The sequence below is a fragment of the Variovorax sp. GW821-FHT10D07 genome, from assembly GCF_059415325.1.
The window spans coordinates 768222-786526 of record NZ_JBWKMZ010000002.1 but is presented as its reverse complement, the minus strand read 5'-3'; the positions used below and the strand labels follow the sequence as shown (position 1 = coordinate 786526).

General features: G+C 69.8%; 16 protein-coding genes. 2 read left to right on the top strand and 14 right to left on the bottom strand.

Annotated features, from left to right (window positions below; genetic code table 11):
• Positions 1 to 90: 90 nt before the first annotated feature.
• Positions 91 to 252 carry a hypothetical protein gene (locus AC07PU_RS08970; RefSeq protein WP_495316822.1) on the top strand — a complete coding sequence of 54 codons (162 nt, stop codon included), beginning with the start codon at positions 91 to 93 and terminating at the stop codon, positions 250 to 252.
• A 12-nt stretch (positions 253 to 264) separates the two neighbouring features.
• Here the strand turns inward: AC07PU_RS08970 and AC07PU_RS08965 are convergent, their stop codons facing one another.
• Both AC07PU_RS08965 and AC07PU_RS08960 read right to left on the bottom strand, forming a co-directional pair.
• Entirely contained in the window at positions 265 to 1071 is an 807-nt protein-coding gene (locus AC07PU_RS08965; protein WP_495316820.1) for an alpha/beta fold hydrolase, read from the bottom strand.
• Positions 1072 to 1075: 4 nt separating this feature from the next.
• Complete coding sequence (locus AC07PU_RS08960; protein WP_495316818.1) at positions 1076 to 2386, bottom strand: O-acetylhomoserine aminocarboxypropyltransferase; 1311 nt, start codon at positions 2384 to 2386, stop codon at positions 1076 to 1078.
• Between the two features lie 145 nt (positions 2387 to 2531).
• Between AC07PU_RS08960 and AC07PU_RS08955 the strand changes: the two genes are divergently transcribed.
• Positions 2532 to 2981: a CBS domain-containing protein gene (locus AC07PU_RS08955; protein ID WP_093343237.1), complete on the top strand. Its 450-nt coding sequence runs from the start codon at positions 2532 to 2534 to the stop codon at positions 2979 to 2981.
• A 28-nt stretch (positions 2982 to 3009) separates the two neighbouring features.
• Here the strand turns inward: AC07PU_RS08955 and AC07PU_RS08950 are convergent, their stop codons facing one another.
• From AC07PU_RS08950 to AC07PU_RS08895, 12 genes are all read right to left on the bottom strand, one after another.
• A complete protein-coding gene (locus AC07PU_RS08950; protein WP_495316816.1) occupies positions 3010 to 4563 on the bottom strand; it encodes a sugar ABC transporter ATP-binding protein in 1554 nt (517 codons plus the stop codon).
• Positions 4560 to 5663, bottom strand: coding sequence for an SMP-30/gluconolactonase/LRE family protein (locus AC07PU_RS08945; protein ID WP_495316814.1), 1104 nt, complete (start codon positions 5661 to 5663; stop codon positions 4560 to 4562). Before AC07PU_RS08945 ends, AC07PU_RS08950 begins: the two co-directional genes overlap by 4 nt.
• Complete coding sequence (locus AC07PU_RS08940; protein ID WP_296798859.1) at positions 5663 to 7777, bottom strand: ABC transporter permease; 2115 nt, start codon at positions 7775 to 7777, stop codon at positions 5663 to 5665. The genes AC07PU_RS08945 and AC07PU_RS08940 overlap by 1 nt, the downstream gene beginning before the upstream one ends.
• A gap of 22 nt (positions 7778 to 7799) precedes the next feature.
• Positions 7800 to 8825 (bottom strand): sugar ABC transporter substrate-binding protein, encoded by a 1026-nt coding sequence (locus AC07PU_RS08935; protein WP_479672017.1) that lies wholly within the window; start codon positions 8823 to 8825, stop codon positions 7800 to 7802.
• A gap of 95 nt (positions 8826 to 8920) precedes the next feature.
• Positions 8921 to 9898, bottom strand: a complete 978-nt coding sequence (locus AC07PU_RS08930) for an ABC transporter permease (protein ID WP_495316812.1) — start codon at positions 9896 to 9898, stop codon at positions 8921 to 8923.
• Positions 9899 to 9915: 17 nt separating this feature from the next.
• A complete protein-coding gene (locus AC07PU_RS08925) occupies positions 9916 to 12195 on the bottom strand; it encodes an AMP-binding protein (protein ID WP_398496444.1) in 2280 nt (759 codons plus the stop codon).
• Between the two features lie 174 nt (positions 12196 to 12369).
• Complete coding sequence (locus AC07PU_RS08920; protein ID WP_495316810.1) at positions 12370 to 13515, bottom strand: acyltransferase family protein; 1146 nt, start codon at positions 13513 to 13515, stop codon at positions 12370 to 12372.
• Positions 13512 to 14330 carry a class D beta-lactamase gene (gene blaOXA / locus AC07PU_RS08915; RefSeq protein WP_495316808.1) on the bottom strand — a complete coding sequence of 273 codons (819 nt, stop codon included), beginning with the start codon at positions 14328 to 14330 and terminating at the stop codon, positions 13512 to 13514. Before blaOXA ends, AC07PU_RS08920 begins: the two co-directional genes overlap by 4 nt.
• A gap of 111 nt (positions 14331 to 14441) precedes the next feature.
• Positions 14442 to 14813 carry a VOC family protein gene (locus AC07PU_RS08910; RefSeq protein ID WP_490877515.1) on the bottom strand — a complete coding sequence of 124 codons (372 nt, stop codon included), beginning with the start codon at positions 14811 to 14813 and terminating at the stop codon, positions 14442 to 14444.
• A gap of 34 nt (positions 14814 to 14847) precedes the next feature.
• Positions 14848 to 15570, bottom strand: a complete 723-nt coding sequence (locus AC07PU_RS08905) for a helix-turn-helix transcriptional regulator (protein ID WP_495316805.1) — start codon at positions 15568 to 15570, stop codon at positions 14848 to 14850.
• 44 nt (positions 15571 to 15614) lie between these two features.
• On the bottom strand, positions 15615 to 17240 hold the full coding sequence (locus AC07PU_RS08900) for a phospholipase D family protein (protein ID WP_495316803.1): 1626 nt from the start codon (positions 17238 to 17240) through the stop codon (positions 15615 to 15617).
• A gap of 67 nt (positions 17241 to 17307) precedes the next feature.
• Positions 17308 to 18303 carry a Bug family tripartite tricarboxylate transporter substrate binding protein gene (locus tag AC07PU_RS08895; RefSeq protein WP_495316802.1) on the bottom strand — a complete coding sequence of 332 codons (996 nt, stop codon included), beginning with the start codon at positions 18301 to 18303 and terminating at the stop codon, positions 17308 to 17310.
• Between the last annotated feature and the right edge of the window lie 2 nt (positions 18304 to 18305).

The following is an 18305-nucleotide window of genomic DNA, read 5'->3' as shown; positions in this document are numbered from 1 at the left end:
GGCTGGCGGTGGCGCGGCACGGGGCGCCCAAGCAGGTGCTCGACCCGGTCGACATCAACGACCTGGCCGCACGCGGCTAAGGCGGGCATCGTGCTGCTCACGCCGCTGTTCGGGCTCGCGCGGCGGCTGTGGCCGCACCTGGTGACCACCACCGAGAACATGGGGCTCGCGATGCTGGCGGTGGCGCGGCACGGGGCGCCCAAGCAGGTGCTCGACCCGGTCGACATCAACGACCTGGCCGCACGCGGCTAGCGCGGCTTCGCTTCAGCGCGAGACGAAATCGCGCAGCGCGAACAGCACCGCGTCGGGCGCCTCGCTCATCAGCGCGTGGCCCGCGTGCACCGTCACCGTGCGGCCGTCGCGTGCCTTGGCGGCCAGCGCCTTCACGGCGCGCGGCGGCGTCATCTGGTCGGCGTCGCCGAGCAGGAACAGCACCGGGCACTGCAGCTTCTCCATCGCCGCCTCGCCGCCCGCATAGTCGTTGCAGGCCTTGAAGCCGACGTGGAACACGTTGACCGCGCGGTTGCTCGCGAGCACGCGGCGCATCAGCGCGCGTGAGCTGCCGTAGAGCCACGTGCCCGGGCCGAGCGCCGAGGGCGGCGGCGCCAGCAGCGCATGCGAGAAGGTGTTGACCATCGCGATCGCGCGCTGCGGGTCGTTGAGCGAACTCTCGAGCAGCGCCGGCGACACCACCATCGGGTAGGCGCTGCCGACCATCGCCAGGTGCGTCACGCGCTCGGGCGCGCGCGCGGCCGCCTCCAGCGCGATCAGCGAGCCGAAGCTGTGGCCGATCAGCGCCGCCTTCTGCACGCCCGCCGCGTCGAGCAGCGCGAGCACGAACTGCGCGGCCTCCTCGACGCTGGCCGGCGGCGGGCCCTCGCTCTTGCAGTGGCCCGGCAGGTCGACCGCGAGCACGTTCCAGCCGTGGTTGGCGAACCAGCGGCTCTGCAGGATCCAGACGCTGTGGTCGTTGAGCACGCCGTGGACGAAGACCACGGTGGGTTTGGCCGCATCGAAGGGCTTGCCGCCGGTGTAGCAGTAGGTGGCGTGGCCGTTGACGGTGTAGTGCATGGTGTCAGGCCCCCGCTTTCTCGGCTGCCTTCAGCGCGCGCTTCAGGTCGTCGATCAGGTCGGCCGGATCCTCGAGGCCGATCGACAGCCGGATCGTGCCCTGCGAGATGCCCGCGCCCGCGAGCGCCTCGTCGGTCATGCGGAAGTGGGTGGTGCTGGCCGGATGGATCACCAGGCTGCGGCAGTCGCCCACGTTGGCCAGGTGGCTGAAGAGCTTGAGCGATTCGATGAAGGCCTTGCCCTGGGCGCGGCTGCCCTTGATGTCGAAGCTGAACACCGCGCCCGCGCCGCGCGCGCCGTGGCGCAGCAGCTTCTGCGCCAGGGCATGGCTCGGGTGCGACTCGATCAACGGATGGCCCACGCGCGAGACGAAGGAGTGGGTGGCGAGGAACTCGACGATCTTCTGCGTGTTGTCGATGTGGCGCTCCATGCGCAGCGGCAGGGTTTCGATGCCCTGCAGGATCAGCCAGGCGGTGTGCGGGCTCATCGCGGCGCCGAAGTCGCGCAGGCCTTCGCGGCGCGCGCGCAGCAGGAAGGCGCCGACCGTGCTCTCCTCGCTGAACACCATGTTGTGGAAGCCGTCGTAGGCCTGGGTCAGCTCGGCGAATCTGCCCGACTTCTCCCAGTCGAAGCTGCCGCCGTCGACCACCACGCCGCCGATCACCGTGCCGTGGCCCGACAGGAACTTGGTGGCCGAGTGGTAGACCAGGTCGGCGCCGAAGTCCAGCGGCTTGATCAGGTAGGGCGAGGTCAGGGTGGAGTCGACCAGCAGCGGCACGCCGGCCTCGTGCGCGATCTCGGCCACGGCCGGGATATCGAGCACGTCGAGGCCCGGGTTGCCCACGGTCTCGCCGAAGAACAGCTTGGTTTCGGGCCGCGCCGCGGCGCGCCAGCCGTCGAGGTCGCCGGGCTTGACGAAGGTGGTCTCGATGCCGAAGCGGCGCATCGTGTAGTGCAGCAGGTTCTGCGAGCCGCCGTACAGCGCGGTGCTGGCCACGATGTGCGAGCCCGCGCCCATCAGCGTGGCGATGGAAAGGTGCAGCGCCGCCTGGCCGCTGGCGGTGGTGATCGCGCCGATGCCGCCCTCGAGCGCCGACACCCGCTGCTCGAGCACCGCGTTGGTCGGGTTGCTGATGCGCGAATAGACGTGGCCCGAGCGCTCGAGGTTGAACAGCGCGGCCGCATGGTCGCTCGACTCGAAGACGAAGGAGGTGGTCAGGTGGATCGGCACCGCGCGCGCGCCGGTCGTGGGGTCGGGCGAGGCGCCCGCGTGCAGCGCGAGGGTGTCGAAACCGGGGTCGGAATAGCCGGGCATGGGGTCCTTTCTGAAGCGGCGCTAAGGGCCCGTGAAGTCCGCTGCGTGACAGCGCTAAACCGGGCCGTGGAGGTCGGCGCCGATTGTGGGCTATATTCAAAAAAGGCAGGCCGCCAGGAAAGACAGAGTCCGAGAGGAGCACACGATGAAAGTCACCGACATCCTTCGCGTCAAGGGCAATACGCTCTTCACCATCACGCCAGACGATCTGCTGGCCGAAGCAGTCAAGACGATGGCGGACAAAGACATCGGCTCCCTCGTCGTCATGGAGCATGGCGACCTGGTCGGCATGCTGACCTTCCGGGAAGTGATCGTGGCCATCGTCGCCAACGGCGGCCAGGTCGGCGGCACGCTGGTGCGCAAGGCCATGGACGACGCCCCCGTCACCTGCACCCTCGAAACCGACCTCGACGAGATCCGCCGCATCATGCTCGAGCGCCATGCCCGCTACATGCCGGTGATGGACCGGCGCATGCTGATGGGCGTGATCAGCTTCTACGACGTGGCCAAGGCCGTGGTCGACGCGCAGAACTTCGAGAACAAGATGCTCAAGGCCTACATCCGCGACTGGCCGGCGGAAGACGAGAAGAACTGAAGCCGCCGCAACGCGGCGATCGGCGCGGTCAGTGGATGGCCGCGTACATGATCGCCTCCTGCGTCGCCTCGGTGGCCGAGAACTCCGTCACCACCTTGCCCTGCTTGGCCACGAGGATGCGGTCCGACAGCGCCATCACCTCGGGCAGGTAGGAAGAAATCACCACCACCGCCTTGCCGGCATCGGCCAGCCGGTTGATCTCGGCGTGGATCTCGGCGATGGCGCCCACGTCGACCCCGCGCGTGGGCTCGTCGAAGATCACGATGTCGGGTTCCTGCACCAGCGACTTGGCGATCACCACCTTCTGCTGGTTGCCGCCCGACAGCTCGATCACCTTCACGTCCTTGCCGATGGCGCGCACGTTGAGCAGCCGGCTCCAGTGTTCGCCCACCGAACGCGCCTTCGCGCCCGACACCAGCCCGCGCGCGCCGGCCAGCTTGCCCTGCAGCCCCATGTAGATGTTCTGCGCGATCGACATGGTCTCGAAGAAGCCCTCGAACTTGCGGTCCTCGGTGATGTAGGCGATGCCGTCGCGCACCGCCTGGCGCGCCACGCGGTAGCGCACCGGCCTGCCGCGCAGCAGGATCTCGCCGCCATGGAAGAAGTCGCGCTTGATCAGCCCGGCCACCACCTTGAAGGTCTCGGTGCGGCCCGCGCCCACCAGGCCGAACACGCCCGTGATCTGGCCCGCGAACACCGACAGCGAGTTGTTCTTGACCATCGCCGCCATGCGCAGGTTGCGCACCGACAGCAGGCACTCGCCCTGCGGCCGCACGTGGGTCTTCTTCTGCCCGTAGAGCGTCTGCGAGAGATCGCGCCCCACCATCGCCTGCACGATGCGCTCGCGGTCGAAATTCGCCTTGTCGTCGGTCACCACGTGGCGGCCGTCGCGCAGCACCGTGATGCGGTCGGCCAGCAGCAGCGCCTCCTCGAGCGCGTGCGAGATGAAGATCACCGACACGCCGCGCGCCTTGAGGTCGAACACCAGGTCGAAGAAGTACTTCTTCTCCTCGGGCGTGAGGCTGGCCGTGGGCTCGTCGAAGATGATGATGCGCGCCTTGTGCAGCACCGCGCGCGCGATCTCCACCATCTGCTTCTTGGCCGCGCCGAGCATGCCCACGGTGGCGGTCGGGTCGACGTCGAAATTGAGCGACTGCAGGAACTGCTGCGCCGAGATGTAGACGCCGCGCAGCCGGTTGAAGAAGGACTCCTGCCCCAGGAACAGGTTCTGCGCCACCGTCATCGTCGGCACCAGGCTGGTTTCCTGGAACACCATCGCGATGCCCTCGTGGCGCGCCTCCAGCGGCGTGCGCAGTTGCACCGGCCGGCCCTCCACCAGCATCTGGCCCGCGCTCAGCGGCACCACGCCGGCCATCACCTTGGTCAGCGTCGACTTGCCGGCGCCGTTCTCGCCGAGCAGCGCATGGATCTCGCCGCGGCGCAGCGTGAAGTCGACCGCCTCGATGGCGGGCACGCCCGCGTATTTCTTGGTCGCCTGGCGCAGCTCGAGCATGGTCTCGACCGTGGCGGACGCGGCCGGCTCGGCGGCCACGGTGTCGGCGGTGGTATCGCGGGCATTCATCGCGCGGCTCCCTGTTCCTCGGCGGTCATGCGCACCCGCAGCAGCCGGCCGCCGCCCTTCGAGGCCGCGAACAGCGCGCCCCCATGCTCGGCCACCGCGGTGATGCCGTGGTGCCGGCCGTCGACCTGGCTGTGCAGCGAAGACACGACCTGGCCCTGCGCATTCACGCGCACCACCAGTCCGTAGGAGCGCGGCGGCGCCCAGGGCTTGAGCACGCCCATCTGCTTGACGCCCGCGCCCTGCAGCGGCTCGAGGAAGCTGTGGCCCGACGAGAGCGCCGGCGCGATCCAGTAGCGCGGATCGATCTCGGCCACCATGCGGCGGCGGTAGGCCTCCTCGCGCAGCACGAATTCCACCAGCTGCGTGCGGCAGACGAAGCAGCTGAGCCAGAAGCCGCCGCCGGCCGCCGCAGCCATGCGCGAGGGATAGCCGGGCAGGTCGGCCACGCGCGGCGCGGTGCCGTTCGGCCCCAGCGCGAGCACGCGGTGCGCCCAGCTCTCGCCGACCAGCACCGTGCCGCCGGCCTGCGGCAGCACGCCGAAGGCATGGCGCAGCCCGGCCGCGAGCTGCTGCGCGGCACCGCCGCCCGGCGCCCAGGCGCAGACGCGGCCGCTCGCGCCGTGCGCCATCAGGTCGTGGCACCAGCGTTCGGGCGCATGCTCGGCCGAGCCCTCGGTGAAGAGCCAGCGCCGGCCGGCTTCGTCCCAGGCCAGCGCATTGACGCAGCGCAGCGCGCGGCCACCGGCCTCCGCGAGCGTGTGGGCGGTGGCGCCGTCGGGCGCGAGCAGCGACACCTGCGTGCCGCCGAGCGCCAGCGCGAGCCGTCCGCCGGGCGCCGCGGCCAGCGCCGTGATCGGGCGCTCGAAGCGCCGCAGCTCGACGGGCACGCCTCCGTCGAGCCGGTACAGAGCATGTCCGGCCGCGATCCACAGCACGCCGTCGGCCACCGCGAGGTCGTCGATGTCGGCGAGCTCGGCCACCACCTCGGCGTTGTCGAGCGCGCGGTTGGGCTTGAGCACGCCGTCCATCACCGGCACGGTGATGGCGGCGCTGCCGCGCCCGAGCAGGCGGTCGGTGAAACCGCGAAGGGTGTCGAGCATCAGGCTGTCCTCCAGCGCCGTTCGTACTGCACGAAGTCGGGGTCGGCGCCCTCGAGCTTGTAGCGGCCGATGCGGTTGTTCGAGATGCCGCCCAGGTAGAGGTGGCCGCGGTGCTCGCGCATCGAGGTGATCATCGGGTGGTTCTCGCCGCCCAGGTCCCACAGCGTCTCGAGGATCTCGCCGGCCTCGCTGAACTTGAGCACGCAGCCGGTGTTGATGTTGGGGAACAGCCATTCGTCGACCGGCACGCGCGTGGCCATGCGGCGGCGAAAGCCCGGCATGCGCATCGCGAGATCGTAGGCCGGGCAGCGCATGCCCACCAGCGCGAGCCAGTAGTGGCCGTCGGAGGCGAGGTTGATGTTGTCGGGATAGCCCGGCAGGTTGTCGATCACCATCTGCACCTGGCCGGCCTTCGGCCCGTCGAACCAGTAGCGCTTGATGCAGCAGCCCCAGGTCTCGGCGAACAGGATCGACTGGCCGTCGCTCGCGATCGCGATGCCGTTCGGGAAGCGCAGCCCGCGCAGCACGGTGCGCGTCGAGCCGTCGCGCGGATCGAAGCAGACGATGCGCCCGTTGCCGCGCGCCTCCAGCCCGTCGACCGGCCATTCGTGCATCTCGTAGCGCACCGTGGCCTCGCTGAAGAAGATGCGGCCGTCGTCGGCGATGTCGAGGTCGTCGGCCAGCCGCAGCCGGCTGTCGTCGTTGATCGAGGTCCAGCTGCGGTTGGTCTCGTCGGTCACGCGCTCGACCTTGCGCTCGGGCGTGACGCGGTACAGGCCCATGCCGCCCACGCACACGTGCAGGTTGTCCTCGCGGTCGAAGGCCAGGCCCAGCGGTTGGCCGCCGATGTGGGCGTAGACCTCCATGCGCTCGTAGTCGGGCGCGAGGAAGCGGATCACGTCGCCATGGCGCGAGCCCGCATAGAGGTTGTCGTCGCGGTCGAGGATCACGTCCTCGGGCGACTCGATGCGGCCCAGGCCGATCAGCGTGACGTCGCGCAGCTTGTTGTTGACCGCGTAGACGCCCGCGCCGTCGCCGCTGCTGGCCGGTGCCGGCGGCAGCGCGAAGTAGGTCGGGCTCACGTAGACCTTGCTGATGATGCGCTGGCGGTTCTTGAGCCAGCGCACGTCGATCACGGCCGCCAGCACCAGGATCGCGGCCAGCACCATGCGGATCACGCCGCCGGGCGCCGACATCGAGGTCAGGCCGTTGGTGATCAGCAGCACCAGCAGCGTGCCGACCAGCGCCTTGGCGACCGAGCCGCGCCCGCCGCCCAGGCTGATGCCGCCGAGCACCGCGGCCGTGAGCACCAGCACCTCCATGCCCACGCCGATGTCGGCGCCCGCCGTGGCCAGCCGCGAGGCGAAGAAGCAGCCGGCCGCGCCGCACAGCGTGCCCGAGGCCACGTAGCACAGCGCCACCGTGCGCCGCACCGCGATGCCGCTGTTGTAGGCCGAGCGGCGCGAGCCGCCGATGGCCATGATGTGCCAGCCCGCGCGCAGGCGCGTGAGCAGCACATGGCCCGCGATCGCCACCGCCGCATAGGCCCAGGCCACGGTCGGCAGGCCCAGCAAGGTGCCGTTGCCCAGGAAGTCCCAGGCCGGCGAGTCGGGCAGCGAGCCCGCGATCGCGGTCGAGTACTGCAGGCTCAGGATCTCGTAGAACGAGCGGAAGATGATCAGCGTGATGAGCGTGGTGAGAAAGGCGCGCAGCCGCAGGTAGCCGATCAGCACGCCGTTGACCGCGCCCAGCAGCGCACCGACGGCCAGCGTGGCCAGCACCGACGCGCCCATCGGCCACTTCAGCACGTGCATGCACATCAGCGCGCAGAAGTTGGTGAGCGCGAAGATGGAACCCACCGACAGGTCGATGCCGCCCACGATCATCACCAGCGCCAGGCCGAGCACGATGAAGCCGATCTCGCCGGCCTGCCGCAGCGTGTCGGCCAGCACCACCGGCGACCAGAAGTTGCCGATCAGCTGGCCCGAGGCCAGCAGCACCGCCACCAGCAGCAGCACCGGGATCGCGGTCTCGGTCCAGCGCTTGGACAGGATCTCGCCGACCCAGTGGTCGGGCCACCAGCGGTAGCGCAGGCGCGTCAGGGTCTCGTTCATCGGTGCGGCTCCGGCGTCGGCGTCACTTGGCGGCGGTGAGCTTCCAGCAGGTGCCGTCGGCACCCGCGTTCTCCTTCGTGATCGGGATCAGCGTGGTGTAGATGTTCTGCTTGGCCGCGCCGGGCTTCATGCCGCCCTGCACCAGCCACTTGATCATGGCGGCCATGTTGGCGGCCTGCGTCGGCACGTCGTAGCTCACGTCGAGGTCGAAGGCGCCCGACTTGACCTGGTCACAGGCGCCTTTCTGCTCGCCGCCGCCCGAGGTGGCGAGGTAGACCTTGCCGGTCAGGCCCGCTTCCTTGATGGCGGCCGCGGTGCCGATGTCCATGCCGTCCCAGAAGCCGACGATGCCGCACAGGTCGGGGTTCTGCTTGAGCACCGTCTGCGTCAGGCCCTTGGCCTTGGCCGCGTCCCAGTCGGCGGCCTGGTTCGACACCACCTTGATCTGCGGGTTCTTCGCCAGCACGTTCTCCACGCCCTTGAGCGTGTAGGCGCTGGTGGCCGCGGTCGGCGCACCCTGCACGATGGCGATCTTGTTCGACTTGCCCTTGCAGGCCTGCACCACCGCCTCGGCATTGCGCTCGCCCACGTCGACCCAGTCGGCGCCCACGAACACGGTCGAGGGCTGCACCGAGCGCATGTTGATCTGCACCACGTAGATGCCGTCCTCCTCGGCCTTCTTGATCAGCTTGGCGTAGGTCTGCACGTCGGGGTTGTGGATCACGATCACCGCGGGCTTCTCGGCCATCAGCGCGGTGAAGGCCTGCGCGCCGGCGTTGGTGTTCCAGTTGGGATCGCGCGCCACCACCTTCATGCCGGCGGGCTCGAGCTCCTTCTTGAGGCCGTTGTACCAGCCCTGCGCGAGGTCGAAGCCCATGGCCACCGGGATGTAGCCCACGGTCTTGCCGGCCAGCGCCTTCTTGTAGCCGTCGCGGAAGGGCTCGTCGAGGCCCTTGCCCTGCGCGGCCGCGTGCTGCGATACGGCAACCAGTGCCAGCGCGATGCCCGCGAGCCTGGCGGATGCGGCGAGTGTGCGAACGAAGTGCATTGCATGTCTCCTTTTTTCGGTGGTCTCGGATGACGCCAAAATCGCCTGGCGCCCGGCTTCGGAAAACGAGGTGGGTCCGCTCGCGGACCCGGGGATCAGATGTCGCCCTGCTGCGCGGTCTCTTCGTTGCGCGGGTTGAGCATGGAGTCGATCAGGATCGCGGCCAGCAGCACCACGCCCTTGACGATGTTCTGCACGGAATAGGAGAGGTCCATGATCGTCATGCCGTTGAGCATGGTGCCGATCAGCAGCGTGCCGATCACGACGTTGAACACGCCGCCGCGGCCGCCCGACAGGCCGATGCCGCCGAGCACCACCACCAGCACCACGTCGTAGATCATGGTGGAGTTGAAGATCCGCGTCGGCATGCTGCTGACCGAGGCCGCCATCACCACGCCCGCGAACAGCCCGATCAGCGCCGCCAGCACGTACTGCAGCAGCACCATCGGCCGCGTCGGCAGGCCGGTGGCGCGCGCGGCGAAGGGGTTGTCGCCGATCGCGTAGATGAAGGCGCCCGCGCGCATGCGGCGCAGGAAGAAGGCCATCGCCGCGGCCGCCACGCCGAACATCACGACCGGTGTCGGCACCCCGGCCAGGGTGCCGCGGCCCAGCCAGGCCGCGGGGTCGAGCGCGGCCGGCCACTGCACCACCTCGAGCTGGAAGAAGTAGGCCTGGCCCAGCCCCGCGAGAAAGAGCCCCGAGGCCAGCGTGGTGAACAGCGACGGCACCTCGGCATAGGCGATCAGCCAGCCGTTGACCAGCCCGAAGGCCAGCGCCAGGCCCAGCGCGATCAGGAAGGCCGAGCCGAGCGGATGGCCGTTCTGCACCAGCTGCAGCAGCAGGCCCGAGGGTACGGCCAGCGCGGCGATCATCGAGATGTCGATGCCGCGGCCGATCACCACCACGGCCATGCCCAGCCCCAGGATGCCGAGGAAGGCCACGTTCTGCACCAGCGTGAGCAGGTTGTCGATCTGCGCGAAGCCCGGCAGGAACGCCGCGAAGCCCGCGAACAGCAGCGCGAACAGCGCCGACACGATGCCCTGCTGCGTGGCCTTGAATTTCTTCGTCGTCATGGTGGGGGCGCCTCGCTTCAGCTCAGGGCCGCGTGCAGCGACTGGCGCAGCTCGCGCTTCATGACCTTGCCGTTGAGGTTGCGCGGCAGCGCCTCGGTGCCGATGGTCCAGGTCTCGGGCACCGCGTAGTCCGACAGCCGCTCGGCGCAGAAGGCCTGCAGGGCCGCGGCCTGGGTGCGCTCGTCGAGCTCGCTCACGCAGACGAAGGCATGCACGCGCTCGCCGAGCACCGCGCAGGGCACGCCCACCAGCGCGGCCTCGACGATCTGCGGATGCTCCATCAGCGTGTTCTCGACCGTGGCGCAGAAGATCTTGTAGCCGCCGCGGTTGATCACGTCCTTCTTGCGGTCGAGGATGCGCACGTAGCCGTCGGCGTCCATGCTGCCGATGTCGCCCGAGCGCCAGTAGCCGCCGCGGAACTCGCTGGCCGTGGCCTGCGGGTTGCGCCAGTAGCCGGGCACCACCATCGGGCCCGCGATCCAGATCTCGCCGACCTCGCCGCGTGCCACCTCGTTGCCGTTCTCGTCGACCACGCAGATCTCGCCGCAGGGCACGGCCAGGCCGACGCTGTCGCGGTGCTCGGCCGTCATGCCGGGCGGCATGATGGTCGCGGGCGAGCAGGTCTCGGTGGCGCCATAGGCGTTCATCAGGGTGAGGCCCGGCAGCCGCGCCGCGATGCCCTCGATGGTGGCGGTGGGCATCGAGGCGCCGCCATAGGCTCCGATGCGCCAGGCCGAGAGGTCGTGCGCCTGCAGGTCCGGCAGCAGCAGGCACAGGTTGTACATGGCCGGCACCATGATCGTGTGCGTGATGCGCTCGGCCGCCGCCAGTCGCGCGAACTCGGCGGCCTTGAACTGCGTCATCAGCACCGCGCAGCCGCGCGCATGCAGCATGGTGTAGAGCTGCGCCACCAGCCCGGTGACGTGGCTCAGCGGCACCGCGACGATGCTGCGGTCCGATTCGCCCAGGCTCATCGCGTGCACGAAGTGCATCACCGAGTGCGCGATGTTCAGGTGCGTGAGCATCGCGCCCTTGGGCTTGCCCGTGGTGCCCGAGGTGTAGAGCAGCACCGCGAGGTCTTCCTCGGCGGCCGCGTGCGCGCTGGCCAGCGGCTCGGCCTGCATCAGCGCCGTGAAGGATTCGAAGCCCGGCTGCGCGGCGCCGGTGCCGAAGCGCAGGCGCAGCAGCGGCAGCGCCTCGGGCGAGGGCACCAGCGCCTGCAGCTCCTGCGAGCAGACGATGGCCACCGCCTCGGCGTCGGCCAGCGAGAACTCGAGCTCGGCCGTGCGTGCCCGCGCGCTCACCGGCATCGCCACCGCGCCGAGCCAGGCGCAGGCGAACACCGCGATCGCGAATTCGGGCCCGTTCGAGAGGTAGAGCGCCACCCGGTCGCCCGGCCGCACGCCGCGCCGTGCGAGGCCGCCCGCGCACTTGGTGGTGGCATGGTGCAGCTCGCGCCAGCTCAGGCGCAGCGTGTCGCAGACCAGTGCCTCGCCCTCGGGCGAGAGCCGCACCGCGTCGGCGAGCATCTGCGCCACGTTGGCGGGCCGCTCGGCGAAGCAGCGCACCACGCGCTCGTTGAAGTGCACTTCACGTCGCATCTTGGGCATGGAATCTCCCCACTGGGACCACGAGGACGCGGAGCTCTGCGAGGGCCGCAGCTCCGTCGGGGCGCTGAGCACGCCGTGCATGAGCATCTCGATGCAGTGCCGCACGGCATCCTGCAGGCTGCGCGCCGGATGGCTGTCGGGCCGGTACCAGCGGCCGATGCCGCTGAGCGCGCCTACCACCGTGTACGAGGCCATCGCCGCGTCGCCGCGCGCGATCCAGCCTTCGGCCATGCCGGCCTCGATCAGCGCGCGGAACTCGGTGTCGATCTCGCCCTTGAGCGCGCGCAGCTCGCGCCGCCTGGGCTCGGCCAGCGGGTCCTCGCCGACGCGGATCACGCACAGGCCGAAGTCGCTGGTCACGATGCCCGCGTAGTTCTCCATCGCCACGCGCAGCCGCTCGCGCGGCGGCAGCCCGCGCCGCGCCGCCTCGAGGATGCCCGCGCGCAGCGCCTCGAGCCCGCGCTGCACGCACTCGAACAGGATCTGTTCCTTGTTCTCGACGTAGTGGTAGACGGTGGGCTTGGTCACGCGCAGGCTGCGCGCGATGTCGTCGAGCGAGGTGCCCTGGAAGCCCTTGGTCGTGAACAGCCGCGCCGCCGCCAGCAGCACCGCGTCCTTCTTGGCATGGCGATCCTGCTGCCGCTCTCCGCGGCTTTGCCAAGGCGATTCGACCAGCTCGGTAGACATTCGACTCCTGCGGCGACGACCAGGGACCGATGCCGCGCGGAGGCCGCGTGGCGCCAGGAAAACCGGGGGTTACTCGAAAGTACCCTGGTTGACTGGCGCGATTATTCGGAGCGACCGGGAAGGGTGGTTCGGGGAATTTCCCTTAGCTGCGGCGCACCAAAAAACCCGCGGGGTTCAGGCGCGTGAAGTGGACAAGCGGCCTCGCAGCCAGCGGTTCAGCGGCTCGCTGTAGCAGCGCGCGATGGCGTCGCACAGCGCCATCGACAGCAGCAGGTAGCCACCGAGCAGCCACATCCTGTCGCCGCCGCTCGCGAGCGCGGGCGGGAACAGGGTCCGCAGCAGGCCGAGCACGATCAGGTGGAACAGGTAGAGCTCGTAGCTGCGCCGGCCGAACCATCCGAAGGCGGTGGCGAGCCAGCGACCGCGCGCGGGCGCCGTGCCGTCCGTAGATCGATCGCTCATCGTCGCGAGCAGCACGGCCGTGCCCAGCGCCATCGCCGTCACGCCGAGCACATGGCTCTGCGCGATCGGCCACCGCAGGTAGAGGAACGCCATGGCGATCGCCACGACCCACGACAGCAGCGTCTTGAGTCGCGTGGAGAGAACGACCGAGTCCGCGAGCAGCGCCGTGCAGCAGCCGATCGCGATGCCGTCGAAGGCCGCGAAGTAGGCATAGAGGTAGCCGCCTTCATCGTCCTGGCGATGGAAGCGGTAGACCGGTGCCAGCACCGCGATTGCGAGCCAGAAGGCGATCAGCCGGCGCTCCCGGCGCAGCAGCGCGCAGAGGATCGGGAAGAAGAGATAGAAGACCTCCTCGACCGACAGCGACCACAGCACGCCGAGCGCGTAGTTGGTCCAGCCGTACTTGTCGACCACCACGTTCATCCAGAAGGTCAGCGAGGCGAGGTTGACCAGCCACAGCGGCAACGGGGTCGCGCCTGCCGGCGCCCGGTTCTGGAAGATGGCCACGCCCGCCCAGGCCAGCAGGTTGACCGCGACCAGCAGGAGCAGCAGGCACGGCACGATGCGCGCCACGCGCAGGCCGTAGAAGGCGCGTGCCTTCACGTCCTGCAGCGCGCCCCAGCGGCGCCGCGCGTTCGAGGTGATCAGGAAGCCCGAGATCACGAAGAACATCGTGACGCCGTAGTTGCCGTTGCGCGCCACCGCGCGCACCGCTTCCCAGCCGAAGAGTGGCGACAGCACGGTGCCGTCGAGCCGGTAGGCGATGTTGAAGTGGTGGAACAGCACCAGCAGGATCGCGATGCCGCGCAGCACGTCGATGCGCGTGCTGCGCGGCCCGAGGCTAGGTGCCGTCGTCATCTCGCGGCGGAACCGATCAGCGCGGGCAGGGCCGGCAGCAGCGCGTCGCGCGTGCGGACGCCCGGTGTCGTCGCCTGCTTCCGGTCGTCCTGCGTCAGCCGCGCGAACACCACGGTGCGCTCGCCGCGCGTGGCCCAGCCGACATACCAGCCGTAGCCATGGGCTTCATCGAGCGAGCCGTCGGCCTTCTTCGGGTAGGCCGCGCCAGTCTTGCCTTGCACCGTCCAGCCCTCGGGCAACTCGGTCGTCTCCATCGAACGCCGCGTCATCTCGATCGCGTGCGGCGACACCGGCAGCCGGTTCGACAGCAGCTTGCGCAGGAACTCGACCTGCTCGCGCGGCGAGATGCGCAGCGAGGACGCGACCCATGAACGCTCGAGTCCGTTGTGCTTGCCCGGGTCGCCCGACACGTCGGCGTTGCCGTAGCCGAAGTCCTTCGCATAGCGCGCGAAGCGCTCGGCACCCAGCGATTCGGTCACCCGCTGCGAGAACCAGAAGACCGAGAGCTTGAGCCAGCGCTGCGGATCGGTCGGCTGCTTCCAGCCTTCGACCCAGGCCGGATAGCCTTCCTTGAAGGGCAGCACGGGGTCGTGTTCGTTCTTGAGGAAGCCCGCGTCGAAGCCCATCAGCGCGATCGCGATCTTGAAGGTGGAGGCGGGGGTGACGCGTTCGTCGCAGCGGCCTTGCTTCACGATGAACTGGCCGGTGGTCGCGTCGGCGATGGCGGTGCAGAGGGTGCGGGCGTGGGTGGTGGCTGCGAGGGTGGCGAGCAGGGCGAACAGGGTGATGGGCAGGAGGCGAAGCGGACTTTTCATGGAAGGGACGGGGAATGGATCGCCATCGTAGAAAAGACCGGCGTTCGTGTCCTCCGACTGGCAGGCGAGGGACGTCTCGGCCGTAACGCGTGTAACGCCGACGGGCCCTCGCTAGTTCGCCGGCCTCGAAAACACATTCACCAGGCTCCCATCCGGATCGCGAAGCAACAGCGACCGGTTGCCCCACGGCATCGTGGTCGGCCGCATCACGACCTCGGCCGCTTCCGCCATGCGCGCCAGCGTGCCCTCGACATCGGCGACCTCGAACTCGAGGATCGCCGAGCGGTTCGACGCGGCGGTCGCGGCCCCGGCATTGAAGCGCTGCACGAGATGCTCCTCGGAGATGGCCAGCGTCGCGCCCTCCAGCCGGATCTCCGCGAAGCCATCGGCCAGGCGTGTGGCCTCGGTGCCCGACAGGCGCGCGTAGAACGCAACGAGGGCTTCGAATTGTTGAGTGACTAGACGCACGGATGCAAACTTCACGCCGATCTCCTGATGAATGAACGATGACGCGAGCTTAGGAAGAGGGCATGTCAAATTCCGGCAGTATCGTGCGGCCGCTCTCGCGCACGCGCTGCTGCCAGGCCTTGAGCAACGCCTGGCGACGCTGGGGGTAGCGCGCATCGAGCATCTCGGCGGCGAGGATGCGGTCGGCGCGGAAGTTGCGGAAGTCGTTGCGCAGTTCGCACCAGGCGCTGAGCACGCGCGACTGTTCGAAGTACACGAGCGCGAAGGGCCAGATCACGCGTTGCGATGCGGTCCCGTCGGGATCGCTGTAGCCGATCCGCAGCTTGTGCTCGGCACGGATCGCGGCGCGCAGCAGATCGGGTTCGACCGCGGCCGGCGCGCGCTTCGCTCCCACGGCCACGAGCAGCGAGGAGGCCTCGAGTTCGCGCTTCAGTGCGGGCCGCAGCACGGCGGCGATCTTCGCGAGTGCATCGTTCGCGCCGCCGGACAGGGCCTTGTCGCCGCGGTCGGCCACCCAGCGCAGGCCCAGCGCGAGCGCCTCGATCTCCTCGGGGCCGAACATCAGCGGCGGCAGCACGTAGCCCGGCTTGAGCACATAGCCGAGGCCGGGCGAACCTTCGATCAGCGCGCCCTGCGACTGCAGGCTCGCGATGTCGCGGTACAGCGTGCGCAGGCTGACGCCGAGCTGTTCGGCCAGGGCCTGGCCGCTGATGGGCCGGCGATGGCGGCGCAGGGTCTGGAGCAGTGCGAGCAGGCGTTCGGAGCGGGACATGCGGGCATGGTAGTGGCCCGTCGCCCGGATGCGGCGCGCGCCGGCTACAACTGGCTCTGCGGAATCAACGGCCCCAGCAGCCTCAGCTTGAAGCGCTGCCACGCCGTCGTCTCGGGCGGCACGTCGAACACGCGCGTGTCGTCGTCCTGGTCCACCCACTCGACGTTCCGGCCATTGGCGTCGAGCCGCAGCCGGTAGAAGCTGCGCGTGTCGGCAAAGCTCTCGAGCTGGCGCGCCATGTCGGGGCTGTCGATGATCAGGCCCAGCTCGGTGTTGAGCCGTGCCGAGCGCGGGTCGAGGTTCATCGAGCCGAGGAAGACCTGGCGATGGTCGACGATGCCGTTCTTCATGTGCAGCGCGCCGGTGCCGTGGCCGAACAGGCCGAGCTTGCCGCGGTGCACGCTCAGCGAGGGGCTCAGCTCGTAGATATCGACGCCGGCCTCGAGCAGCCGGTGGATGTGCGGCCAGTAGCCGACATAGACCCAGGGCTCGTCGGTGGAGGCCAGCGAGTTGGTGACGAGCTCGACCTGCAGGCCCTCGGCGCGCGCTTCCGCGAGGCTGACGACGGCGGCGTCGGAGGGCACGAAGTAGGGCGACACCATCTTGATGGTGTGGCGCGCGGTCCGGAACCAGCGCACCACGGATTCGGTGACGGTGCCCTTGTTCGAGTTCTCGCGCTCGTTCCAGCCCTGGGTCTTGGTCAGCGGATCGAACAGCACGCGCGCGTCGGCCATGAGCAGCGGGCTCAGCCTGCGCTCGGCCAGCTCGAAGGGCAGGTTCATCATCGGCACCATCTCGAGCGGGATCGAGGCCGGCTCGCCCTCGGTCGCGTTGGGGATGATGCCGTCGGCCGGGATGCGCGGCGCCTGCGGCGGCTTCGCGGTGGCGGTGCGCTCCTCGAAGGCCTGCCGCAGCTGCGCCGGCGACAGGCTGCTGCGCGCGATGCGCTGCACGGGATAGACGGCCTCGCTGTTCCAGTAGTGGTCGAAGGCGTCGGAGAGTTCGCGCACCACCGGGCCCGCGGCGAACACGTCCATGTCGATGAAGTTGCTGGCGCTGGCGTTCATCACGTACTCGTCGGCCATGTTGCGCCCGCCGGCCACGGCGGCGGCGTTGTCGGCCACGAACAGCTTGTTGTGCATGCGCCGGTTGATGCGCTCGAAATCCATGGCCGAGGCGGCGAAGCGCGTGAGGTCGCTGCCGCGGCCGGCCGGGAAGGGATTGAACAGGCGCACCTCCACGTTCGGATGGCTGGCCAGCCCGAGCAGCAGTTCGTCCTCGCCGGTGGTGTAGAGGTCGTCCACCAGCAGCCGCACGCGCACGCCGCGCGCGGCGGCATCGCGCAGCGCGCGCATCAGCGCGCGGCCGGTGTTGTCGCCGGCCAGCAGGTAGTACTGCACGTCGAGGCTGCGGGTGGCGAGCTTCGCGAGTTCGATGCGGCTGGCGAAGGAGGTCGGGCCGTAGGGCAGCAGGCGAAAGCCGGACTGGGCGCCCGGTGCCAGTGCCTGCTGCGCGATGGCGTTCAGGGGCGTGGCGGCGTAGTCGGCGATCGCGGCGACGGGCGCCTGCGCCACGGGCGGCGGCAGGCTGGCGCAGGCGCCGAGCAGGGCGGGCAGCAGCAGGGCAGCGAGCAGCAGGCGAAGGCGCGGGAGCGGGGACGCGGTCGGCATGGGGTCGATCTCCGAAGGCCGGTGACGGTGCGGCGATCGATCATGCGCCATGGCGGCCGCGCCGCGCTCATTCCTTGATGTTGGCGGTCTGCACGATCTTCTGGTTGCGCGCGTACTCGGCCTGCACGAAGCGGCCGAAGGCTTCGGGCGTGCCGCTGCCCGGCAGCGCGCCCTGTTCGGCGAGCTTGGTGCGCACGCCTTCCTCCTGCAGCACGGCCTCGAGTTCCTGGTTGAGGCGCGCGACGATGGCGGGTGGCGTCTTCGCGGGCGCGAAGATGCCGGCCCAGCTCACCATGTCGAAGCCCTTGAGGCCGGGCATCTCGTCGAAGGTGGGAACGCCGGGCAGCGCGGGCAGGCGCTTGGCGCCGGTGATGCCCAGGGCCTGCAGCCGCTTGCCGTTGACGTGCGGGATGGCGCTGGTGCTCACGAGCATCGCAAGGTCGACCTGGTCGCCGATCACGTCGGTGGCGATCTGCGCGCCGCCGCGGTAGGGCACGTGGGTCACGAAGATGCCGCTGCGCTGCTTGAGCAGTTCCATCGCGAGCTGCAGCACGGTGCCCACGCCCGAGGTGGCGTAGTTGTACTTGCCGGGCGCGGCCTTGGCGAGCTGCACGAAGTCGGCATAGCTCTTCGCGGGCAGGCCGGGGCGCGCCACCAGCACCATCGGCGCGGTGTTGAGCAGGCCAACCGGCGCCAGGTCCTTGAGCGGATCGAAGCGGAAGGCCGAGGGGTTGACCAGCCGGCCGATGGCGATCGCGCTGTCGGGGCCGACCACCAGCGTGTAGCCGTCGGGCGCGGCGGCCACGGCCTTGGCCACGCCGATGGCGCCGCCGGCACCGGCCACGTTGTCGATCACCACCGCCTGCTTGAGCCGCTCGGCCAGCCGCGTGGCGACCAGGCGCGCGTTGACGTCGACGCTGCCGCCCGCGGTGTAGGGAACGATCAGCGTGATCGGCTTGGCCGCGGGCCAGGCCGGCTGGGCCGAGGCCATGGTGGGCAGCAGGGCGGGCAGCGCGGCGCAGAGCGTCGCGGCCACGAGCAGGGGACGGCGGAGGTGGTTCATGG

Bases quoted from the DNA above. Each gene is read 5' to 3' on its own strand.
- AC07PU_RS08930 (WP_495316812.1), bottom strand. From the start codon at position 9,898: ATGACGACGAAGAAATTCAAGGCCACGCAGCAGGGCATCGTGTCGGCG.
- AC07PU_RS08905 (WP_495316805.1), bottom strand. From the start codon at position 15,570: ATGTCCCGCTCCGAACGCCTGCTCGCACTGCTCCAGACCCTGCGCCGC.
- blaOXA (WP_495316808.1), bottom strand. From the start codon at position 14,330: ATGAAAAGTCCGCTTCGCCTCCTGCCCATCACCCTGTTCGCCCTGCTC.
- AC07PU_RS08965 (WP_495316820.1), bottom strand. From the start codon at position 1,071: ATGCACTACACCGTCAACGGCCACGCCACCTACTGCTACACCGGCGGC.
- AC07PU_RS08920 (WP_495316810.1), bottom strand. From the start codon at position 13,515: ATGACGACGGCACCTAGCCTCGGGCCGCGCAGCACGCGCATCGACGTG.
- AC07PU_RS08960 (WP_495316818.1), bottom strand. From the start codon at position 2,386: ATGCCCGGCTATTCCGACCCCGGTTTCGACACCCTCGCGCTGCACGCG.
- AC07PU_RS08900 (WP_495316803.1), bottom strand. From the start codon at position 17,240: ATGCCGACCGCGTCCCCGCTCCCGCGCCTTCGCCTGCTGCTCGCTGCC.
- AC07PU_RS08895 (WP_495316802.1), bottom strand. From the start codon at position 18,303: ATGAACCACCTCCGCCGTCCCCTGCTCGTGGCCGCGACGCTCTGCGCC.
- AC07PU_RS08940 (WP_296798859.1), bottom strand. From the start codon at position 7,777: ATGAACGAGACCCTGACGCGCCTGCGCTACCGCTGGTGGCCCGACCAC.
- AC07PU_RS08925 (WP_398496444.1), bottom strand. From the start codon at position 12,195: ATGTCTACCGAGCTGGTCGAATCGCCTTGGCAAAGCCGCGGAGAGCGG.
- AC07PU_RS08945 (WP_495316814.1), bottom strand. From the start codon at position 5,663: ATGCTCGACACCCTTCGCGGTTTCACCGACCGCCTGCTCGGGCGCGGC.
- AC07PU_RS08955 (WP_093343237.1), top strand. From the start codon at position 2,532: ATGAAAGTCACCGACATCCTTCGCGTCAAGGGCAATACGCTCTTCACC.
- AC07PU_RS08950 (WP_495316816.1), bottom strand. From the start codon at position 4,563: ATGAATGCCCGCGATACCACCGCCGACACCGTGGCCGCCGAGCCGGCC.
- AC07PU_RS08935 (WP_479672017.1), bottom strand. From the start codon at position 8,825: ATGCACTTCGTTCGCACACTCGCCGCATCCGCCAGGCTCGCGGGCATC.